Here is a 17255-nt window from a genome sequence, read left to right as displayed (position 1 = left end):
CAGCAGGACAGAGTTGGAGAAGATGACGTCGTCGTTGGACGAGCCCCAGGACCGGGCTGAGGAGCGGGTCGCCGCAGCACTCGCGACCGGCTCGGGCACCGCTGCCAGGATCGCCGGCCTCGAGTCCGCCGCCACCGCCGCCGAGGGTCGCCTCGACCCGACGCTGGTGGCCGAGGCGCACGCCGCGGTCGACCACGCCGTCGAGCGCACCCGGCTCTCGGCGGACCACACCGTCGTCGCGATCGCGGGGGCGACCGGGTCCGGCAAGTCCTCGACGTTCAACGCGCTGACCGGCCTGGAGCTCTCCGCCGTCGGCGTCCGGCGCCCGACCACCTCCTGGGCCACCGCCTGCGTGTGGGGCAGCGACGGCGCGCGCGAGCTGCTGGCCTGGCTCGGCATCCCCGAGCGGCACCAGACCACCCGCGACTCCATGCTCGACACCCGCCGCGAGGACCACAGCCTCGACGGGGTCGTGCTGCTCGACCTGCCCGACCACGACTCCACCGAGGTCAGCCACCACCTCGAGGTGGACCGGCTGGTCTCGCACGCCGACCTGCTGGTGTGGGTCCTGGACCCGCAGAAGTACGCCGACGCGGCGATCCACGACCGCTACCTCGAGCCGCTGCGCACCCACGACGAGGTCATGCTCGTCGTCTTGAACCACATCGACTCCGTGCCCGAGGAGCGACGCGAGTCCCTGGTCGCCGACGTGCGCCGCCTGCTCGACGACGACGGCCTCCAGCGGGTCCCGGTCGTGCCGGTCAGCGCCCGCCAGGGCATCGGCATCGACGAGCTGCGCGCCGAGATCCGCCGCCGCGTCGAGGGCAAGCAGGCCACCCGCGCCCGCATCGAGGCCGACGTCGCCGCGATGGCCCAGCGCCTCGAGGCGGCCAGTGGCACGACCGAGCCCACGGCGCTGCCGCCGGCCCGGGTCGCGGCCTTCGAGGACGCCCTGGTCGAGGCCGCGGGCGTGCCCACGGTCGTGGACGCCGTCGAGCGCTCCACCCGGCTGCGCGCCGCCCGGGCGACCGGCTGGCCGGTCGTGTCCTGGGTCAGCCTGCTGCGCCCCGATCCGCTCAAGAAGCTCGGCCTCGACCTGGGAGAGGCCGGCCCCGCGCTCAGCGGCGAGCAGCCCGGCCAGCCCGCGACCGCGCCGGTGCAGCGCACCCGCGTCGACACCGAGGTCCGCGCCCTGGTCGACGTCGCCTCCGAGGGCATGTCGCACGCCTGGGCCGGCGCCGTACGCCGTCAGCCGGTCGCCAACATCCCGGTGCTCGCGGACCGTCTCGACGCCGCGCTCGCCGCCACCGACCTGGGCGCCGGCCGGCTGCCCGGCTGGGTCGGCGCCGTGCGGGTGCTGCAGTGGTTGCTGCTGCTCGGCGCCGTCGGCGGCGCGGTGTGGGGCATCCTCTCCGCGACCGGTGCCACCGGGGACGCGCCGGACCTCGCCGGCATCCCGGTGCCGTGGCTGGTGCTCGCGGCCGGGCTGCTGCTCGGCGTGCTGCTGGGGCTGGTCTGCCGCAGCCTGGTGGCCGGTGCCGCCCGCAAGCGCGCGGCCGAGGCCGAGGACCGGCTGCGCGGGGCCGTCTCGAGCGTCGCCCGCGAGCTCGTCGTCGGCCCGATCGAGACCGAGCAGCAGGCCTGCGTGCGCGTGCGCCGCGGGGTCCTCACGGCGCTCGGTCGGGACTGACCCGGGGCCGCGGGCCGTCCACAGGCCGGCGGCCGAACGCCTCGTCCCCAGGGCCGTGGGTCGCGGACCCTCGATGTCCGCGGTGCGCCCGAGCCTCGGTGGTGCAAGCCATCCACCGAGGCAAGGAGCCACCCCATGCACGACACCGTCATCACCCTTCGCGGCCGGCTCGGCGGCGACGTGACCCTCCGAGCCGCGGGCGAGGCCCAGGTCGCCTCGTTCCGGGTGGCCTGCACGCCGCGCCGCTACCAGCGCCGCAGCGACTCCTGGGTCGACGGGGACACCCAGTGGTACTCCGTCAACGCCTGGCGTGCGCTCGGCGACAACTGCGCCCGCTCGCTGCGCCGCGGGGACCCGGTCGTCGTCCACGGGCGCCTGGAGATCCGCACCTGGACCAACCAGGCCGGTGAGGAGGTGACCAGCCTCGAGGTCGAGGCGACCTCGGTCGGCCACGACCTCGCGCGCGGCACCACCCGGTTCGCCCGCACGCCGCGGTCCGCCGACCCCGAGGGCGCCGCGGGCGCGGAGCCGGACGACCTCGTGGGGAGGGGCCAGCAGGCCGCCGTCGAGGACCGCTCGCCGGCCGCCTAGGACGGGCCGCTCCGGCCCCGATCGGGGACCACCCCGGTCATGCGATCGGGCGCCGGAGCATCTAGGCTCGGGGACCATGGCCGAATATGTCTTCACCCTGCGCAACGTCCGCAAGGCACACGGCGACAAGGTCGTCCTCGACAACGTCACCCTCTCGTTCCTCCACGGCGCCAAGATCGGCGTCGTCGGCCCCAACGGCGCGGGCAAGTCGTCGCTGCTGAAGATCATGGCCGGCCTCGACCAGCCCAACAACGGCGACGCGATCAAGGACCCCGAGGCCACGGTCGGCATGCTCCAGCAGGAGCCGCCGCTGACCGAGGGCAAGACGGTCCTCGAGAACGTCGAGGAGGCCGTCGGGGAGATCAAGGCGAAGCTCGACCGCTACAACGCGATCTCCGAGGAGATGGCGAACCCCGACGCGGACTTCGACACGCTGCTCGCCGAGATGGGCGACCTGCAGACCGACCTCGACCACGCCAGCGCGTGGGACCTCGACAGCCGGCTCGACCAGGCGATGGACGCCCTGCGCTGCCCGCCGCCGGACACCCTCGTCGACAACCTCTCCGGTGGTGAGCGCCGCCGCGTGGCGCTGTGCAAGCTGCTGCTCCAGCAGCCCGACCTGCTGCTCCTCGACGAGCCCACCAACCACCTCGACGCCGAGTCCGTGCAGTGGCTCGAGGGGCACCTGAAGAGCTACCCGGGCGCCGTCCTGGCGATCACCCACGACCGGTACTTCCTCGACAACGTCGCCGAATGGATCGCCGAGGTCGACCGCGGCTCGATCCACGGCTACGAGGGCAACTACTCCACCTACCTGGAGACCAAGAAGGACCGGCTCAAGATCGAGGGCCAGAAGGACGCCAAGCGCGCCAAGATGCTGGAGAAGGAGCTGGAGTGGGTCCGCTCCAACGCCAAGGCCCGCCAGACCAAGAGCCGCTCGCGCCTGGCCCGCTACGAGGAGCTCGCCGCCGAGGCGGAGAAGGCCCGCAAGATCGACACCGCCGAGATCAACATCCCGGCCGGCCCGCGCCTCGGTGACGTGGTGCTCGAGGCCAAGCACCTCACCAAGGGCTTCGGCGACCGGGTGCTGTGGAACGACATCTCCTTCACCCTGCCCCGCGCCGGCATCGTCGGCGTCGTCGGCCCCAACGGCGTCGGCAAGACCACGTTGTTCCGGATGATCACCGGCAACGACGAGCCGGACGCCGGCGAGCTGGTGGTCGGCCAGACCGTGAAGATCTCCTACGTCGACCAGAGCCGCGGCGGCATCGACCCCAACAAGAACGTCTGGGAGGTCGTCTCCGACGGCCTGGACTTCATCAAGGTCGCCAACTTCGAGATGAACAGCCGCGCCTACGTCGCGTCGTTCGGCTTCAAGGGCCCGGACCAGCAGAAGAAGGCCGGCGTGCTGTCCGGCGGTGAGCGCAACCGCCTCAACCTGGCGCTGACGCTGAAGATGGGCGGCAACATGCTGCTCCTCGACGAGCCGACCAACGACCTCGACGTCGAGACCCTGTCCTCGCTCGAGGACGCGCTGCTCGACTTCCCGGGCTGTGCCGTGGTCACCTCCCACGACCGGTGGTTCCTCGACCGCGTGGCCACCCACATCCTCGCCTGGGAGGGCGACGAGGAGGACGGCGGCAAGTGGTTCTGGTTCGAGGGCAACTTCGCCTCCTACGAGGAGAACAAGGTCGAGCGCCTCGGCCCCGACGCCGCGCGCCCGCACCGCGTCACCCATCGTCGCCTGACCCGCGACTGAGCGGCCCGCCGCTCCGCTGAACGCCGAACGGGCCCCCTCCACCAGGTGGAGGGGGCCCGTCTGGGTTCGTCCGGGTCGGGATCCGCACCGTGGCCGGGGCGGCGGGTGCCTCAGAGCTCGCGCATCTCCCGCTCGGGGTGGGCGCCGACCAGGTGGTCGGCCACGGTGTTCATGACCCGGCCCACGGCGGCGAAGTCCTCGGCGCTGACCAGGTCGACCAGGTGGTCGCGCACCCCCTGGACGTGCACCGGCGCGGCGCGCTCCAGCAGGTTGCGACCGGCGGGGGTCATCACGGCGACGATGCCGCGCCCGTCCTCGGCGGAGGCCTCGCGGCGTACCAGCCCGGCGTCCTCCATGCGCTTGATCGTGTGGGTCACCCGGCTGCGGCTGTGCGCGAGGCCGTCGGCGAGCCGCGCCATCCGCATCCGCCCGTCGCTCTCGGAGAGGCGCACGAGGATCTCGTACTCCACCATCGAGAGGTCGAAGCTCTCGCGCATGTCGTCGTCGAGACGGTCCATCAGCAACGTGACGCCCATCAGCAGCGCCCGCCAGGAGCGCTGTTCGGAGTCGTCGAGCCAGCGCATCTCTTGGTCAGCCACGCGCGGAAGTGTATGCCCTGCCCGACCCGTACGACGCCGTTCGTGCGTCGCGGCGACGAGCCCGCGCCGCCCGGGTCCTAGAGCCGCTCGAGGACCAGCGCCATGCCCTGTCCGCCGCCGACGCACATCGTGATCAGGCCGGTGCTCTTGTCGTGCCACTCCAGGCTGTTGAGCATGGTCGCCTGGAGCCGGGCGCCGGTCATGCCGAACGGGTGGCCGACCGCGATGGCGCCGCCGTTGACGTTGAGCCGGTCCAGGTCGATGCCGAGGTCCTGGTAGGACGGCACGACCTGCGCGGCGAAGGCCTCGTTGAGCTCGACCAGGTCGATGTCGCCGATGCTCATGCCGGCGCTGGCCAGGGCGCGCTGCGTCGCCTCGACCGGGCCCAGGCCCATGATCTCGGGGGAGAGGGCCGAGACGCCCGTCGACACGATCCGCGCGAGCGGGGTCAGGCCGAGCTCGGCGGCGCGCGTGTCGGACATGACCACGACGGCCGCGGCGCCGTCGTTGAGCGCGCAGCAGTTCGCGGCCGTGACCACCCCGTCGGGGCGGAACACCGGCTGGAGCTGGGCGGCCGCCTCGTAGGTGACGCCCGCGCGCGGCCCGTCGTCCTGGGTGACGACCGTGCCGTCGGGGGTGGTCACCGGGGTGATCTCACGCTCCCAGAAGCCGTCGGCGATGGCCTTCTCGGCGAGGTTCTGCGAGCGCACCCCGAACTCGTCGAGCTCGCGGCGCGAGAGCCCGCGCATCCGCGCGACGTTCTCGGCCGTCTGTCCCATGGCGATGTAGATGTCGGGCAGGTCGCCCTCCTCGCGCGGGTCGTGCCAGTCGTGCCCGCCCGCGGCGTACTGCTCGGTGCGGGCCTCGGCGTCGGAGAAGACGGGGTTCTGGGTGTGCGGGATGTGGTCGGAGGTGCCGTTGCGGAACCGGGACACGGTCTCGACGCCGGCCGAGACGAACACGTCTCCCTCGCCGGCGCGGATCGCGTGGAAGGCCATCCGGGTGGTCTGCAGCGAGGAGGCGCAGTAGCGGGTCAGGGTCGCCCCCGGGACGGTGTCCATCCCGTTGAGGACGTTGACCACGCGGGCCATGTTGAAGCCCATCTCGCCACCGGGCAGGCCGCAGCCGAGATAGACGTCGTCGACCGTGGTGCGGTCGAGGGCGGGGACCTTGTCGAGCGTCGCGCTGATGATCGTCGCGGCGAGGTCGTCGGGGCGCAGGTCCTTGAGCGAGCCCTTGTTGGCCCGGCCGATCGGGCTGCGGGCGGTGGCGACGATGACGGCCTCGGGCATGGGTGCCTCCTGCGGTCGGGGGTGACGACGGCGTCTGGCTGAACACCCTACGCAGATGTGCCCAGCGCGCCAGGGGGCCGGCGTGACGAGGACCACGTCACGCCGGGGACCGGCCCGGCACGGTGCTCCGGGCGCGTGGCGCTCTGGCACCATCGCCCGCGTGCGCCACCTCTACGAGTGCCCCATGCGCTGGGCCGACCTGGACCTGCTGGGACACGTCAACAACGTCACCTACGTCGACTACCTGCAGGAGGCGCGCGTCGACATGCTGCGCACCCACGACCTGCGCTCGACCGAGGGGCTCGTCGAGGGGATCGTGGTCGCGCGCCACGAGGTGACCTACCTGGCGCCGCTGATGTTCGGGTTCCGCCCGGTCAGCATCGAGTGCTGGGTGACCGACATCCGCGCGGCCAGCTTCACGATGGCCTACGAGGTCTTCCACCCGCGCGACGACGGCGGGCGCACGGTCTACCTGCGCGCGACGACGGTGCTCTCGCCCTACGTCTTCGCCGAGGAGCGCCCGCGTCGCCTCACCGCGGAGGAGAAGGCGGTGCTCGAGCGGTTCCGCGAGGACGCGCCGCCGGCCTCCCCGCAGATCCTCCCGGTGCCGCACACCGAGGGCGGCCACTACCCGGTGCGGGTGCGCTTCTCCGACGTCGACGTCTACGGCCACGTCAACAACGTGAAGTACTTCGAGTACCTCCAGGAGGCGCGGATCTGGCTGGTCGACCAGATGGTGCGCGACGCCGGGGTGGACACCGCCGGTGTCTCGGTCGTCGTGGCCCAGACCGACGTGGACTACAAGGTCCCGATCCTGTTCCGTCCCGAGGCCTACGACGTGTGGTCGACGATCGCCCACCTCGGCACCAAGTCGATGGTCATCGAGTCCGAGATCTGCGACGGCGAGCAGGTGCTGGCCCGCGCCCGCGTGGTGATGGTGTTCTTCGACGTCGCCACCCAGCGCTCCGCGGCGCCGCCGGAGGAGTACCGCGAGGTCGTCGAGAAGTACGCCGCGCGTACCCGGGTCGCCTCGGTCTGAGCCGGCCCCCGGGTGGACCTCACTCGAACGTGTTCACCATGAACTGCGCCGCGTGGGTGACGTAGTCCCAGAACTGCGCGTCCTGCTCGGGGGTCAGGTCGGCGTCGTCGAGGGCGGCGCGGAAGTGCTGGAGCCAGTGGTCGCGGGCCACCGGGTCGACGCGGAACGGCGCGTGGCGCATCCGCAGGCGCGGGTGGCCACGCTGCTCGGAGTAGGTGGAGGGGCCGCCCCAGTACTGCACGAGGAAGTCGCGGAAGCGCACCTCGGCCGGGCCGAGGTCCTCCTCGGGGTACATCGGGCGCAGCACCTCGTCCCCGGCAACGCCCTCGTAGAACTTCGCCACGATCCTCGTGATCGTGTCGTAGCCGCCGATGTCGTCGTAGAAGGTGCTCACGCGGTCCATTCTGCCGCCGCCCGGTCGGCGGCTCGCCATCGGCGTGCAAGACTCGCCAACCCAAGACCCGTACGCGATCCACGAGGAGTGATCCGCACATGGCTACCACCCGTCAGGCGACGACCAACTGGGAAGGGACCCTCTTCGAGGGCTCCGGCAGGGTCACGCTGGACTCGTCCGGCATCGGCACCTACGACGTGTCCTGGCCCTCGCGGGCCGAGGCCGCGAACGGCAAGACCAGCCCCGAGGAGCTCATCGCGGCGGCGCACTCGTCGTGCTTCTCGATGGCCTTCTCCAACGGCCTGGCCAAGAACGACACCCCGGCCACGTCGCTCAAGACGACCGCCGAGGTCGAGCTGACCCCCGGCACCGGCATCACCGGCATCAAGCTGACCGTCGTCGGCCAGGTCGAGGGCATCGACGAGGCGAAGTTCGTCGAGCTCGCCGAGGCCGCCAAGGCCGGCTGCCCGGTCAGCCAGGCGCTCGCGGGGACCACGATCACCCTGGACGCCTCGCTCGCCTGAGCCCTCACCGGCACAGCAGCACGCACACGCAGGGCCCGGACCGACTCGGTCCGGGCCCTGCGTCGTGTGCGGGGGCTGTCGCCCTCGGCGTCAGTGGCCGCGGCGGTGCTGCCCGCCGGTCGCGGCGCCGTCGTCGGGCCCGGCCCCGTGGGAGTCCCGCGCCGGGTCCCCGCCGAACCCGGGGTCCCCCGGGCGCGGGTCGGCGAGGTCCGCCCGGCCGCGGGCCGTCTTCTCCTCGCGGTGCCACACGACGCGCTGGGCGAAGGGGATCTCGATGCCCTCGTGGTCGAAGCGCGACTTGATGCGCTGGCGCATCTCGCGGGCGACCGCCCACTGCTCCAGCGGTGAGGTCTTGATGAGGACACGCAGGTTGACCGAGTCGGGGGCCAGCATCTCCACGCCCGTCACCTCGGGCTCCTCGATGATCACCGAGCCGAAGTCCTCGTCCTGCCACAGGTCGTGGGCGATGTCGCGGAGCACGTCCTTGACGCGGGCGAGGTCCTCGCCGTACCCAACGCTCACGTCGACGACGGCACGCGACCAGTTCTGGCTCATGTTGCCCACGCGCATGATCTCGCCGTTCGGCACGTACCAGACGGTGCCGTCGAGGTCACGCAGCCGGGTGATGCGCAGGCTGACCGCCTCGACGGTGCCGCTGGCCTCGCCGATGTCCACCACGTCGCCCACGCCGAACTGGTCCTCGACGATCAGGAAGACGCCGGACAGGAAGTCCTTGACCAGCGACTGGGCTCCGAAGCCCAGCGCCAGGCCGATGATCCCGGCGCTGGCGATGATCGGCGCGATGTTCACGCCCAGCTCGCTGAGGATCATCGTGCCGAAGACGGCCACGATGACGCCGGTGATGATGCTCTTGAACAGGTCGCCGATCGTCTTCGCGCGCTGCACGCGCCGTGTGGAGGCGATCAGCTCGCTGGCGCTGGGCTGTGCGGGGGCGCCGCGGCGCAGCGCGCGGCCGACGTGCTGGGGGATCACCCCGTCCTCGGCGCCGGCGACGAGGCGGTTCACCACCTTGTGCAGCATCCAGCGGATGATCACCGCGAGGACGACCAGTGCGGTGATCGCGAGCGGCTTGCCGATGATGAGGTCGGAGACCTCCGCCACGGTGTCGTTGTGGGTCATGTCCAGCACGGTGTTGCAGACCGTCTGGTCCTCGGCGCAGGTGTCGGTCGTCTGGAGGAGGGCCATGGGCCTCAGTATCCAGACCGGACGGCGGATTCTCCGAGTCGTCGAGATGGTCCTGCGGGTCGGCGGGCGCCCGTGCGGCCGCCTCCCGGGCCGGTCCGGCCGGGTGCGGAAGTGGGTGGGGGAGCGCTTGGGCGGAGGGCGTGGCGACCCGCGGAACCGGAGCCGATATCCTCGACCTCGTGACCACCCAGACCGTGCCCTCCCGTCGTTCGACCCTCGTGCGCCGGAGCTCCGTCGTGCTGTTGACCACCACGGCGCTCCTCGCGATCGCCGGCCCGGCGCGTGCCGACGTGCCCGAGGGCTGGTCGAACCCCGAAGCGGTCGACACCTGGACCGCCGTGCTCCTCTTCGTGCTGCTCCCGGTCGGCATGGCGCTGGTGATCACGCTGCTGTGCTACCTGCCCGCGATCATCCGCGGCGAGCGGCTGACGCCGGGCGCCCCGCACATCGAGAACCAGTGGATCGGTGGCCCCCGCGAGGGCACCGCCGAGCTCGCGGCCCCCGACGGCGAGAGCTCCGAAGCCGGTGGAGCCAGTGCCCGCTGGTGACCCTGTCTTCACCCGGGGCGAGCTGCTCGCCCTCGAGTCGACGATCCGCCAGGCGGAGGTCGACTCACGGGTCGAGTTCTCGGTCTTCGTCGGCAACTCCCAGGGAGACCCCCGGGAGTTCGCCACGAGCCTGCACAACACCCTCGTCGCGCCCGCGCGCAGCATCCTGATCATGGTCGACCCGCAGCGCCGCGTGCTGGAGATCGTCACCGGCGGGTGGGTGCGCCGCACCCTCAGCGACGCGGAGGTCGAGCTGGCGGCGCTGTCCATGCAGCGCGCGTTCGCCGCGGACGAGCTGGCCGACGGCCTGCGGGCGGGGATCGCCCTGCTCGCCGAGCACGCCCGCTCCCCGCGGATGCTGCACTCGCGCTGAGCCGCTGCACGACGCGTCACGCGCTCCCGCTCCCCCGCAACGCCACAGGGCGGCGACCACCGAGGTGGTCGCCGCCCTGTTGGCGTGCGGGGGCGTCAGGCGCCGCTCAGGCCTGGGCGTCCCGGGCCTGGGCCGCGAGCGCCCGGGCCGCGTCGGCGCGACCCTCGCGGGCGTAGCGCACGGCGCCGGGAGGGGCCGTCGTACCGGCGACCCAGGCGTCCACGCGCTCGAGCAGCGCGGGGGAGGCCAGCGGCTTGGGGAAGCCGTACTCCAGCATCACCGACGCCTTGTGGAAGCCGAGGGTGTCGATGACGGTCTCGGCGGCCTCGAGGTACTTCTCCAGGTACGGCGCGGTGACCTCGTCCTGGCCGTGGCGGAAGATCGAGAGCACCATCTCGCGCGACGTCTCGTTGGGCGTCGACGGGTCGAGGATCGCGCTCCAGCCGGCGGCCTTGGCCTCGGCGGTCGGCTGGGCCACCCGGGCGGCGGCGGCCTTCTCCTTGCCCGAGATGGTGTTGTCGCGGCCCAGCTCGGCCTGGATCTCGGTCTCGCCGAAGCGCCCGGCCGCGGCCAGCGAGGTGATGATCCACCAGCGCAGGTCCTGGTCGACCGCGAGGCCCTCGATGGTGACGCTGCCGTCGAGCAGCGCGACGAGCTCGTCGAGGGCGGCGTCGCTGTGCGCGGCGTTCGCCCAGGCCCGCACGAAGGTGAGCTGGTGGTCGCTGCCCGGCTCGGCGGTGCGGGCCAGCTCACGCAGGCCGGCCTCCCACTCCGCGCGCAGCGCGTCGCGGTGCTCGGGGGCGCTGTAGGCGTTGACCGCCAGGGCGGCGTACGTCGGGATGCGGGTGACGCCCCACGAGTCGGTCTCGGTGGCGATGTTGGCCAGCACCAGGCGCACGAAGTCCGTGGCGGCCATCTCGGCGTCGCGGGTCATGTCCCACGCCGAGCCCCAGACCAGGGCGCGGGCCAGGGAGTCGTCGAGACGCGACAGCCCGCCGTCCACGACGGTGGCCAGCGAGCGCTCGTCGAGGCGGATCTTGGCGTAGGCGTGGTCCTCGTCGTTGAGCAGCAGCAGTGCCGGCTGGCGCGCGCCGACGAGCTGCTCGACGGCGGTGCTGGCGCCCTCCACGTCGACCTCGACGTACTCGCGGCGCACCAGGCGGCCGTCGACGTCGTCGTACAGGCCGATGCCGAGGCGGTGGCGGCGCAGGGTCGGCCAATCCGGGTCGGCGCTCTGGGCGACGGAGAACGAGCGGTAGGTGCCGTCCTCGGCGAGCTCGAAGACGGGGGAGAGGGTGTTCACGCCCGCGGTCTGCAGCCACTCCTGCGCCCAGCCGGACAGCTCGCGGCCCGAGGAGGCCTCGAGCGCGGCGAGCAGGTCGTCGAAGGTGGCGTTGCCGAACTCGTGGTCGCGGAAGTACTGGCGCAGGCCGGCGAGGAAGGGCTCGAGGCCGACCCAGGCCACCAGCTGCTTGAGCACCGAGGCGCCCTTGGCGTAGGTGATCATGTCGAAGTTGACCTCGACCGCGTGCAGGTCGACGTTGTCGGCCGCGATCGGGTGGGTGCTGGGCAGCTGGTCGGCGCGGTAGCCGGTCTGCTTGCGGGCGTTGGCGAAGCCGGTCCAGGCGTCGGTGAAGTCGGTGGCCTCCGCCTCGCAGAAGTAGCAGGCCCACTCCGCGAAGGACTCGTTGAGCCAGAGGTCGTCCCACCACTTCATGGTCACGAGGTCGCCGAACCACATGTGCGCCATCTCGTGGGTGATCACCGAGCAGCGGAACTCGTAGAACGAGCGCGGCTGGCGGCTGCGGGGGAGGTACTCGTCGCGCAGCGTGACGCAGCCGGCGTTCTCCATCGCGCCCATGTTGTACTCCGGCACGTAGAGCTGGTCGTACTTGCCGAAGGGGTAGGGGTAGTCGAACTGCTCCTCGAAGAACGCGAAGCTCTGCTTGGTGATCTTCACCAGCTCGTCGGTGTCCATGTGCTCGACCAGCGACTGGCGGCAGTAGTGGCCCAGCGGGATCTGGCCGAACCTGCCCTCGTAGACGTCGAACTCGGCGTGGTACTCGCCGGCGACGATCGCGGTGATGTAGGTCGACATCCGCTTGGTCTCGGGGAAGCGCCACACCGCGACGCCCTCGCCGGCCGCCTCGGGCTCGGGGGTCGGCGCGTTGGAGACGACCACCCAGCCCTCCGGCGCGGTGACGTTGAAGGTGAAGACCGACTTCAGGTCCGGCTGCTCGAAGGTGGTGAACACCCGGCGGGCGTCGGGCACCTCGAACTGGCTGTAGAGGTAGACCCGGTCGTCGACGGGGTCGACGAAGCGGTGCAGGCCCTCGCCGGTGTGGGAGTAGGTGCACCGGGCGCGCACGACCAGCTCGTTGTCCGCGGCGAGGTCGCTCAGCGCGATCCGGCTGTCGGCGTACGCCGTGGCGGGGTCGAGGTCGCGGCCGTTGAGCGTGATCGACTCGACGGTGGCGTCGACCAGGTCGGCGAAGGTCTCGGCACCGGGCTCGGCACAGGTGAACCGGATGGTGGTGGTCGACCCGAAGGTGCCGTCGTAGCGATCGACGGTGCCCGTGGTGAGGTCCAGGTCGACGGTGTACGACGTGATGTCCAGGAGGGCGGCGCGGGTGGCGGCCTCGTCCCTGGTGAGGTTGGTTCCAGGCATGAGGTCGATCCTGCCACCGTGCTCCCGACGCGGGGAACCGGCCGGGTCCCCGGACCGACGACGCACCGGGACACGCCCGAGCGCGCGGGTAAAATTACACTCAAGTAATTCGACCCTCGGCGTGTCACGCTTGACAACTTTCACTAGAGTTCCCCTGTGCATCAGCAGTCACAGCGGCCTCGCGGCCGGCGTCTCCTCGCCTCGACCGGGTGCTGGGTCCTGTTCGTCGCCGGTCTGCTCGTCGTCCCCTCGAGCCAGGCCGGTGCCGCCTCGACCTACCTGTGCACGGGCTACTCCGCGTGCCAGAAGGCGGGCTACAAGCACCACGGCTACGCCGGCAGCAACAAGACGATGTACTGGCGGATGTACGCCGGGCACAACTGCACCAACTACGTCGCCTACCGCCTCGTCAAGGCCGGGATGCCCAACGTGCGCCCGTGGTCGGGCAGCGGCAACGCCAGCAACTGGGGCGCCGCGATGTCCTCGATCACCAACACCACGCCGCGCGTCGGCGCCGTCGCGTGGTGGCGCGCCAACGTCCCCGGCGCCGGCTCCAGTGGGCACGTCGCCTACGTCGAGCAGGTCGTGAGCCCCACCGAGATCGTGGTCTCCGAGGACAGCTGGGGCGGCGACTTCCACTGGCGCCGGATCACCAAGACCGGCACCGGCTGGCCGAGTGGCTTCATCCACTTCATCGACACCGAGATCGTCAACGTCGAGCCTCCGCGGGTCACCGGGACCCCCGCGGTCGGGTCGACGGTGAGCGCCACGGCCGGGCGCTGGCAGCCGGCGGCCAACCTGCGCTACCAGTGGCTCGCCGACGGCAAGGCCGTGAGCGGCGCCACCACCCCCTCGTTCGCCCCGCCGCCGGCGCTGCGCGGTGCGCGCCTCGCCCTCGAGGTCACCGCCCAGAAGGCCGGCTACACCGCCGCCTCGGTCGTCGCACCGGCACCGGCCCCGGTCGCGGCCGGCACGCTCGCGGCCGCCACGCCTCCCGTCGTGACGGGGGAGCCGTACGTCGGAGAGGTGCTGCGCGCGTCCGGAGCCGCCTGGGCGCCGGCCGCGGAGTCGCTGGTCCACCGCTGGCTCGCCGACGGGAAGCTCATCGCGGGACAGACCGGCCCCGAGCTCACGCTGACCGAGGAGCACGTCGGGCGCAGCATCACCTCCCGGGTGACCGCGCGGGCGGCCGGCTACCTGGCGGCCCAGCAGTTCTCCGCGCCGACCGCCCCGGTCCTGGCCGGCACGATCGAGATCACCTCGCCGTACGCCGTCGCCGGGCTGGTGCGTGACCAGGTGCAGGTGGGACGCCGCCTCGAGGTCGTGCCCGGCACGGTCGTGCCCGCCGACGCCAAGGTCGCCTACACGTGGCTGCGCGACGGCGCGCCGATCCCCGGCGCCACCGGCCCGTCGTACGACGTGGGGACGCAGGACGTCGGCCGCGCGATCAGCGTGCGCGTCGACCACACCCGCGCCCGCTACAGCCCGCTGGCGGCCATCGTGGCCGCGGGGCCGCGCGTCACCACGCCCGCCGAGCTGAGGCTCAAGGCCGTCGGCAAGCCGCGCCGCGCCGTCGTACGCATCAAGCTGCTGGCCGCGGGCGCGACACCGTCGGGCACGGTCACCCTGACCGTCCAGGGCCGCACCCAGGAGGCGACGCTCACCGGCGGCACCGCGCGCGTGGTCCTCGGCGACCTCAAGGCCGGCCGCCGCCGCATCGTCGTGCGCTACGCCGGCATCGAGCCCGTCCTCGGCACCCAGGGCGCGGTCCAGGTCGTCGTCCAGAAGCCGCCGAAGAAGAACAAGGCCAAGAACAAGAAGAAGTAGCGCGAAACCGAGCCCGCGCGTTCACGATCTCCGCGTCGCGGAATCGTGGGGGCGGGCGGGGTGTTGGATCGGGTCATGACGACCAACACGACCGACGCGACAAACGCGACCAACGCCGACTTCTGGTTCGACCCGGCCTGCCCGTTCGCGTGGGTGACCTCGCGCTGGATCCTCGAGGTGGAGAAGGTCCGGGACATCTCCGTGACCTGGCACATCATGAGCCTCGCCTACCTCAACCAGGACAAGGACATCCCGGAGGAGTACCGCGAGTTCCTCAAGACCGCGTGGCAGCCGGTGCGGGTCTGCATGGCCGCCGAGCAGAAGCACGGCAAGGAGGTGCTCCTCCCGCTCTACACCGCGCTGGGCACCCGTCGTCACAACGAGGGCCAGGACTTCACCCGCGAGACCATCGAGGCCGCGCTCGCCGAGGCCGGCCTGCCGACCGACCTGGCCGACGCGATGGACGACTCCTCCTACGACGAAGCGATCCGGGCCTCGCACCACCTGGGCATGGACCAGGTCGGCGACGAGGTCGGCACGCCGACGATCGCCATCGAGGGCACCGCGTTCTTCGGACCGGTCCTGAGCTCGATCCCGCGCGGCGAGGAGGCCGGGAAGGTGTGGGACGGCGCCGTCGCGCTGGCGTCCTACCCCTACTTCTTCGAGCTGAAGCGCTCGCGCACCGCCCCGCTCGACTTCAGCTGAGCACCCGCGCCGGAGGCCGCCGGGCTCGACCCTGGCGGCCTCCTCGCGCATCATGGATCACATGCGTCACTCGGGACACACCTCCGGACCGGCCTCGCGCGGCAGCGCCTGGCTGGTCGCCGTCGTCGCAATGACGGGGCTGCTCGCCCCGCCGGGAGCGGCGGCGACCCCCGCCGACGCGAGCACCGGGCCGATCGCGCTGGCGGCCACGGACGGCTCCGGGGTGCGCAGCGCCGAGGTCCCGCTCGCCGAGCGGCTGGTGCTCCCCGTCGCCGGCGGCGCGCGCACCAAGCAGGTCCCGACCGCGTCGTACGCCATGGTCGGCGTGACCTGGCGCGGCGACGCCGAGCCCGAGGTCCGGGTCCGCAACCGCGCCGACGGCACCTGGGGCGCGTGGCGCCACCTCGAGACCCTCGACGACGGTCCCGGCCCCGCGGGCGGGCCCGAGGCCAGCAGCGCCCACGGCACCGAGCCGATGTGGATGGGGGAGTCCGACGGCGTGCAGGTCGAGGTCACCGCCGCGACGCCGCGCGCCCTCTCGCTCGTGCTGATCGACCCCGGCACCCGCGCCGCCGACGCCACCAGCGCGGCCTCGGCGCCCGCCGCACGCGCCGCGACCACCGGCCTCGCGCGCGCCGCCAAGCCCTCCCGCGTGCCCCGGCCGGAGCTGCGCACCCGCTCGGACTGGGGCGCCAACGAGCGCTGGCGCAGCGGGCGGCCCAGCTTCAACCGCCAGATCAAGCAGGTCCACATCCACCACACCGCGAGCGCCAACGGCTACGCGCGCCGTGACGTGCCGGGGATCCTGCGCGGCATGTACCGCTACCACACCAAGAGCCTGGGCTGGTCCGACATCGGCTACAACTTCCTCGTCGACCGCTTCGGCCGCACCTGGGTGGGCCGCGCCGGCGGGCCCGCCAACCGGGTCCGCGGCGCCCACACCCTGGGCTTCAACCACACCTCGGTGGGGATCGCGGTGATCGGCAACCACGAGACCACCCCGCCGACGCGGCGCACCATGAACGCCCTCGTCGCCCTCGCCTCCTGGAAGCTCGACAAGGCCGACAGCCGCGCGGTCGGCCGGGTCTGGGGCCGCTCGGAGGGCAGCGACCGCTACCCGGCGCGCACCCGGGTGCGGCTGCCGATCATCGACGGGCACCGCGACACCAACCAGACCGCCTGCCCCGGGCAGCTGCTCTACGACCGGCTGCCGAACCTGCGCGGGCGCACCCAGAAGCGCCTCGACCGCTTCTGACCCACCCGCCGAGTCGGCGCCAGTGGTGCGCCGAGTCGGCGCCAATGGCGAGCGTCAGCTCCCGGTGGCGACCCCCGCCGCGACGACGGTCATCGTGACCGCCGTGGTCGCGGCCGTGATCGCGTCGCGGACCGCCTTGGCCGCCCAGGCACCCTCGGCGACCTGCTTGGCCCGCTTGCGGACCTGGCTCGCCGGCAGCCCGGCGCGGTCGACGACCTTGTGGGCGCGGTCGACGGCCGCGAGCAGCGCGACGATCGCGCCGGTGCGGGGGTCCGGTTCGCGGCCCTCGACGAGGACCGCCTCGAGCGCCCGTCGTACGTCGGCCTCGTGACGGGAGTCCGCGGCCGGCCAGGTGGTGGTCGGGAACAGTCCCAGCACGCGTCCCTCCCGGCGCTCGAGGATGCCGCGCTCGACCAGTCGCACCGAGAGCCGCTCCTGCAGGCCCTTGCCGAGTCGGCCGACGAGGTCTGGCGCCGAGCGCTCCTTCGTCGCGATCTCGGTCATGGCCTCGCGCAGCACCGGGTCCTCGACCGGGACACCGCCGGCGATCGTCCGCACGCGCGAGGTGCCCCATGCCGAACGCGGTCCCGGCTCCACCGCCCCGGCGAGCGCCAGCTCGAGCAGCACCGCGCCGCCCAGCAGCGGCCGCAGGTCGAGGCCCGTGGGCCCACGCCCCGTCTCGTCGTTGAGGAGCAGCAGGAGGAGGTCCTCTGCGATCAGCGTCACCATGGCCCCGACCGTAGCGCTCCCGACGCGAGTGATTCGCCGCACTCCTCCTAGGATTC

Annotated in this window: 16 protein-coding genes; 10 read left to right on the top strand and 6 right to left on the bottom strand. The window is 72.5% G+C overall.

Translation table 11 applies throughout. The features are described from left to right. The first annotated feature begins 22 nt into the window (after positions 1 to 22). The 3 genes from HOQ23_RS13365 (at position 23) to ettA (ending at position 4040) form a co-directional block, all read left to right on the top strand. A complete protein-coding gene (locus HOQ23_RS13365; RefSeq protein WP_172215091.1) occupies positions 23 to 1690 on the top strand; it encodes a YfjP family GTPase in 1668 nt (555 codons plus the stop codon). Positions 1691 to 1825: 135 nt separating this feature from the next. Then, positions 1826 to 2281 carry a single-stranded DNA-binding protein gene (locus HOQ23_RS13360; RefSeq protein ID WP_172215090.1) on the top strand — a complete coding sequence of 152 codons (456 nt, stop codon included), beginning with the start codon at positions 1826 to 1828 and terminating at the stop codon, positions 2279 to 2281. Between the two features lie 76 nt (positions 2282 to 2357). Further along, positions 2358 to 4040, top strand: a complete 1683-nt coding sequence (gene ettA, locus HOQ23_RS13355; protein ID WP_172215089.1) for an energy-dependent translational throttle protein EttA — start codon at positions 2358 to 2360, stop codon at positions 4038 to 4040. 110 nt (positions 4041 to 4150) lie between these two features. On the opposite strand, the gene HOQ23_RS13350 is transcribed toward ettA, so the two are convergent. Further along, positions 4151 to 4639: a MarR family winged helix-turn-helix transcriptional regulator gene (locus HOQ23_RS13350; protein WP_367650493.1), complete on the bottom strand. Its 489-nt coding sequence runs from the start codon at positions 4637 to 4639 to the stop codon at positions 4151 to 4153. 77 nt (positions 4640 to 4716) lie between these two features. Next, a complete protein-coding gene (locus HOQ23_RS13345; protein WP_172215088.1) occupies positions 4717 to 5931 on the bottom strand; it encodes an acetyl-CoA C-acetyltransferase in 1215 nt (404 codons plus the stop codon). Positions 5932 to 6091: 160 nt separating this feature from the next. On the opposite strand from HOQ23_RS13345, the gene HOQ23_RS13340 reads away from it, so the two are divergent. Further along, positions 6092 to 6970, top strand: a complete 879-nt coding sequence (locus tag HOQ23_RS13340) for an acyl-CoA thioesterase (protein WP_367650492.1) — start codon at positions 6092 to 6094, stop codon at positions 6968 to 6970. 19 nt (positions 6971 to 6989) lie between these two features. Here the strand turns inward: HOQ23_RS13340 and HOQ23_RS13335 are convergent, their stop codons facing one another. Continuing rightward, complete coding sequence (locus HOQ23_RS13335; RefSeq protein ID WP_172215087.1) at positions 6990 to 7373, bottom strand: globin; 384 nt, start codon at positions 7371 to 7373, stop codon at positions 6990 to 6992. Positions 7374 to 7462: 89 nt separating this feature from the next. Between HOQ23_RS13335 and HOQ23_RS13330 the strand changes: the two genes are divergently transcribed. After that, the gene (locus tag HOQ23_RS13330) at positions 7463 to 7888 is read left to right on the top strand and encodes an OsmC family peroxiredoxin (protein ID WP_172215086.1); all 426 of its coding nucleotides are present in this window, start codon (positions 7463 to 7465) and stop codon (positions 7886 to 7888) included. Positions 7889 to 7978: 90 nt separating this feature from the next. Here HOQ23_RS13330 and HOQ23_RS13325 read toward each other — a convergent pair whose 3' ends face one another. Then, complete coding sequence (locus HOQ23_RS13325) at positions 7979 to 9094, bottom strand: mechanosensitive ion channel family protein (protein WP_253945478.1); 1116 nt, start codon at positions 9092 to 9094, stop codon at positions 7979 to 7981. Between the two features lie 179 nt (positions 9095 to 9273). On the opposite strand from HOQ23_RS13325, the gene HOQ23_RS13320 reads away from it, so the two are divergent. Together HOQ23_RS13320 and HOQ23_RS13315 are read left to right on the top strand one after the other, a co-directional pair. After that, positions 9274 to 9642 (top strand): hypothetical protein, encoded by a 369-nt coding sequence (locus HOQ23_RS13320; protein ID WP_172215085.1) that lies wholly within the window; start codon positions 9274 to 9276, stop codon positions 9640 to 9642. Then, positions 9629 to 10015 carry a DUF5130 family protein gene (locus tag HOQ23_RS13315; protein ID WP_172215084.1) on the top strand — a complete coding sequence of 129 codons (387 nt, stop codon included), beginning with the start codon at positions 9629 to 9631 and terminating at the stop codon, positions 10013 to 10015. Before HOQ23_RS13320 ends, HOQ23_RS13315 begins: the two co-directional genes overlap by 14 nt. 106 nt (positions 10016 to 10121) lie before the next feature. On the opposite strand, the gene pepN is transcribed toward HOQ23_RS13315, so the two are convergent. After that, complete coding sequence (pepN, locus tag HOQ23_RS13310; RefSeq protein ID WP_172215083.1) at positions 10122 to 12683, bottom strand: aminopeptidase N; 2562 nt, start codon at positions 12681 to 12683, stop codon at positions 10122 to 10124. 156 nt (positions 12684 to 12839) lie between these two features. On the opposite strand from pepN, the gene HOQ23_RS13305 reads away from it, so the two are divergent. The 3 genes from HOQ23_RS13305 to HOQ23_RS13295 all read left to right on the top strand — a co-directional run bounded on the left by HOQ23_RS13305 (position 12840) and on the right by HOQ23_RS13295 (position 16470). Then, entirely contained in the window at positions 12840 to 14510 is a 1671-nt protein-coding gene (locus HOQ23_RS13305; protein WP_172215082.1) for a CHAP domain-containing protein, read from the top strand. A gap of 75 nt (positions 14511 to 14585) precedes the next feature. Continuing rightward, on the top strand, positions 14586 to 15215 hold the full coding sequence (locus tag HOQ23_RS13300) for a DsbA family protein (RefSeq protein WP_172215081.1): 630 nt from the start codon (positions 14586 to 14588) through the stop codon (positions 15213 to 15215). Positions 15216 to 15276: 61 nt separating this feature from the next. Continuing rightward, complete coding sequence (locus HOQ23_RS13295) at positions 15277 to 16470, top strand: N-acetylmuramoyl-L-alanine amidase (RefSeq protein WP_172215080.1); 1194 nt, start codon at positions 15277 to 15279, stop codon at positions 16468 to 16470. A gap of 54 nt (positions 16471 to 16524) precedes the next feature. On the opposite strand, the gene HOQ23_RS13290 is transcribed toward HOQ23_RS13295, so the two are convergent. Beyond that, positions 16525 to 17199 (bottom strand): GPP34 family phosphoprotein, encoded by a 675-nt coding sequence (locus HOQ23_RS13290; RefSeq protein ID WP_172215079.1) that lies wholly within the window; start codon positions 17197 to 17199, stop codon positions 16525 to 16527. Between the last annotated feature and the right edge of the window lie 56 nt (positions 17200 to 17255).

The organism is Nocardioides sp. zg-DK7169, assembly GCF_013155365.1.
In the GTDB taxonomy this organism is placed as follows: domain Bacteria; phylum Actinomycetota; class Actinomycetes; order Propionibacteriales; family Nocardioidaceae; genus Nocardioides.
This window is presented reverse-complemented; position numbering and strand designations above follow the sequence as displayed.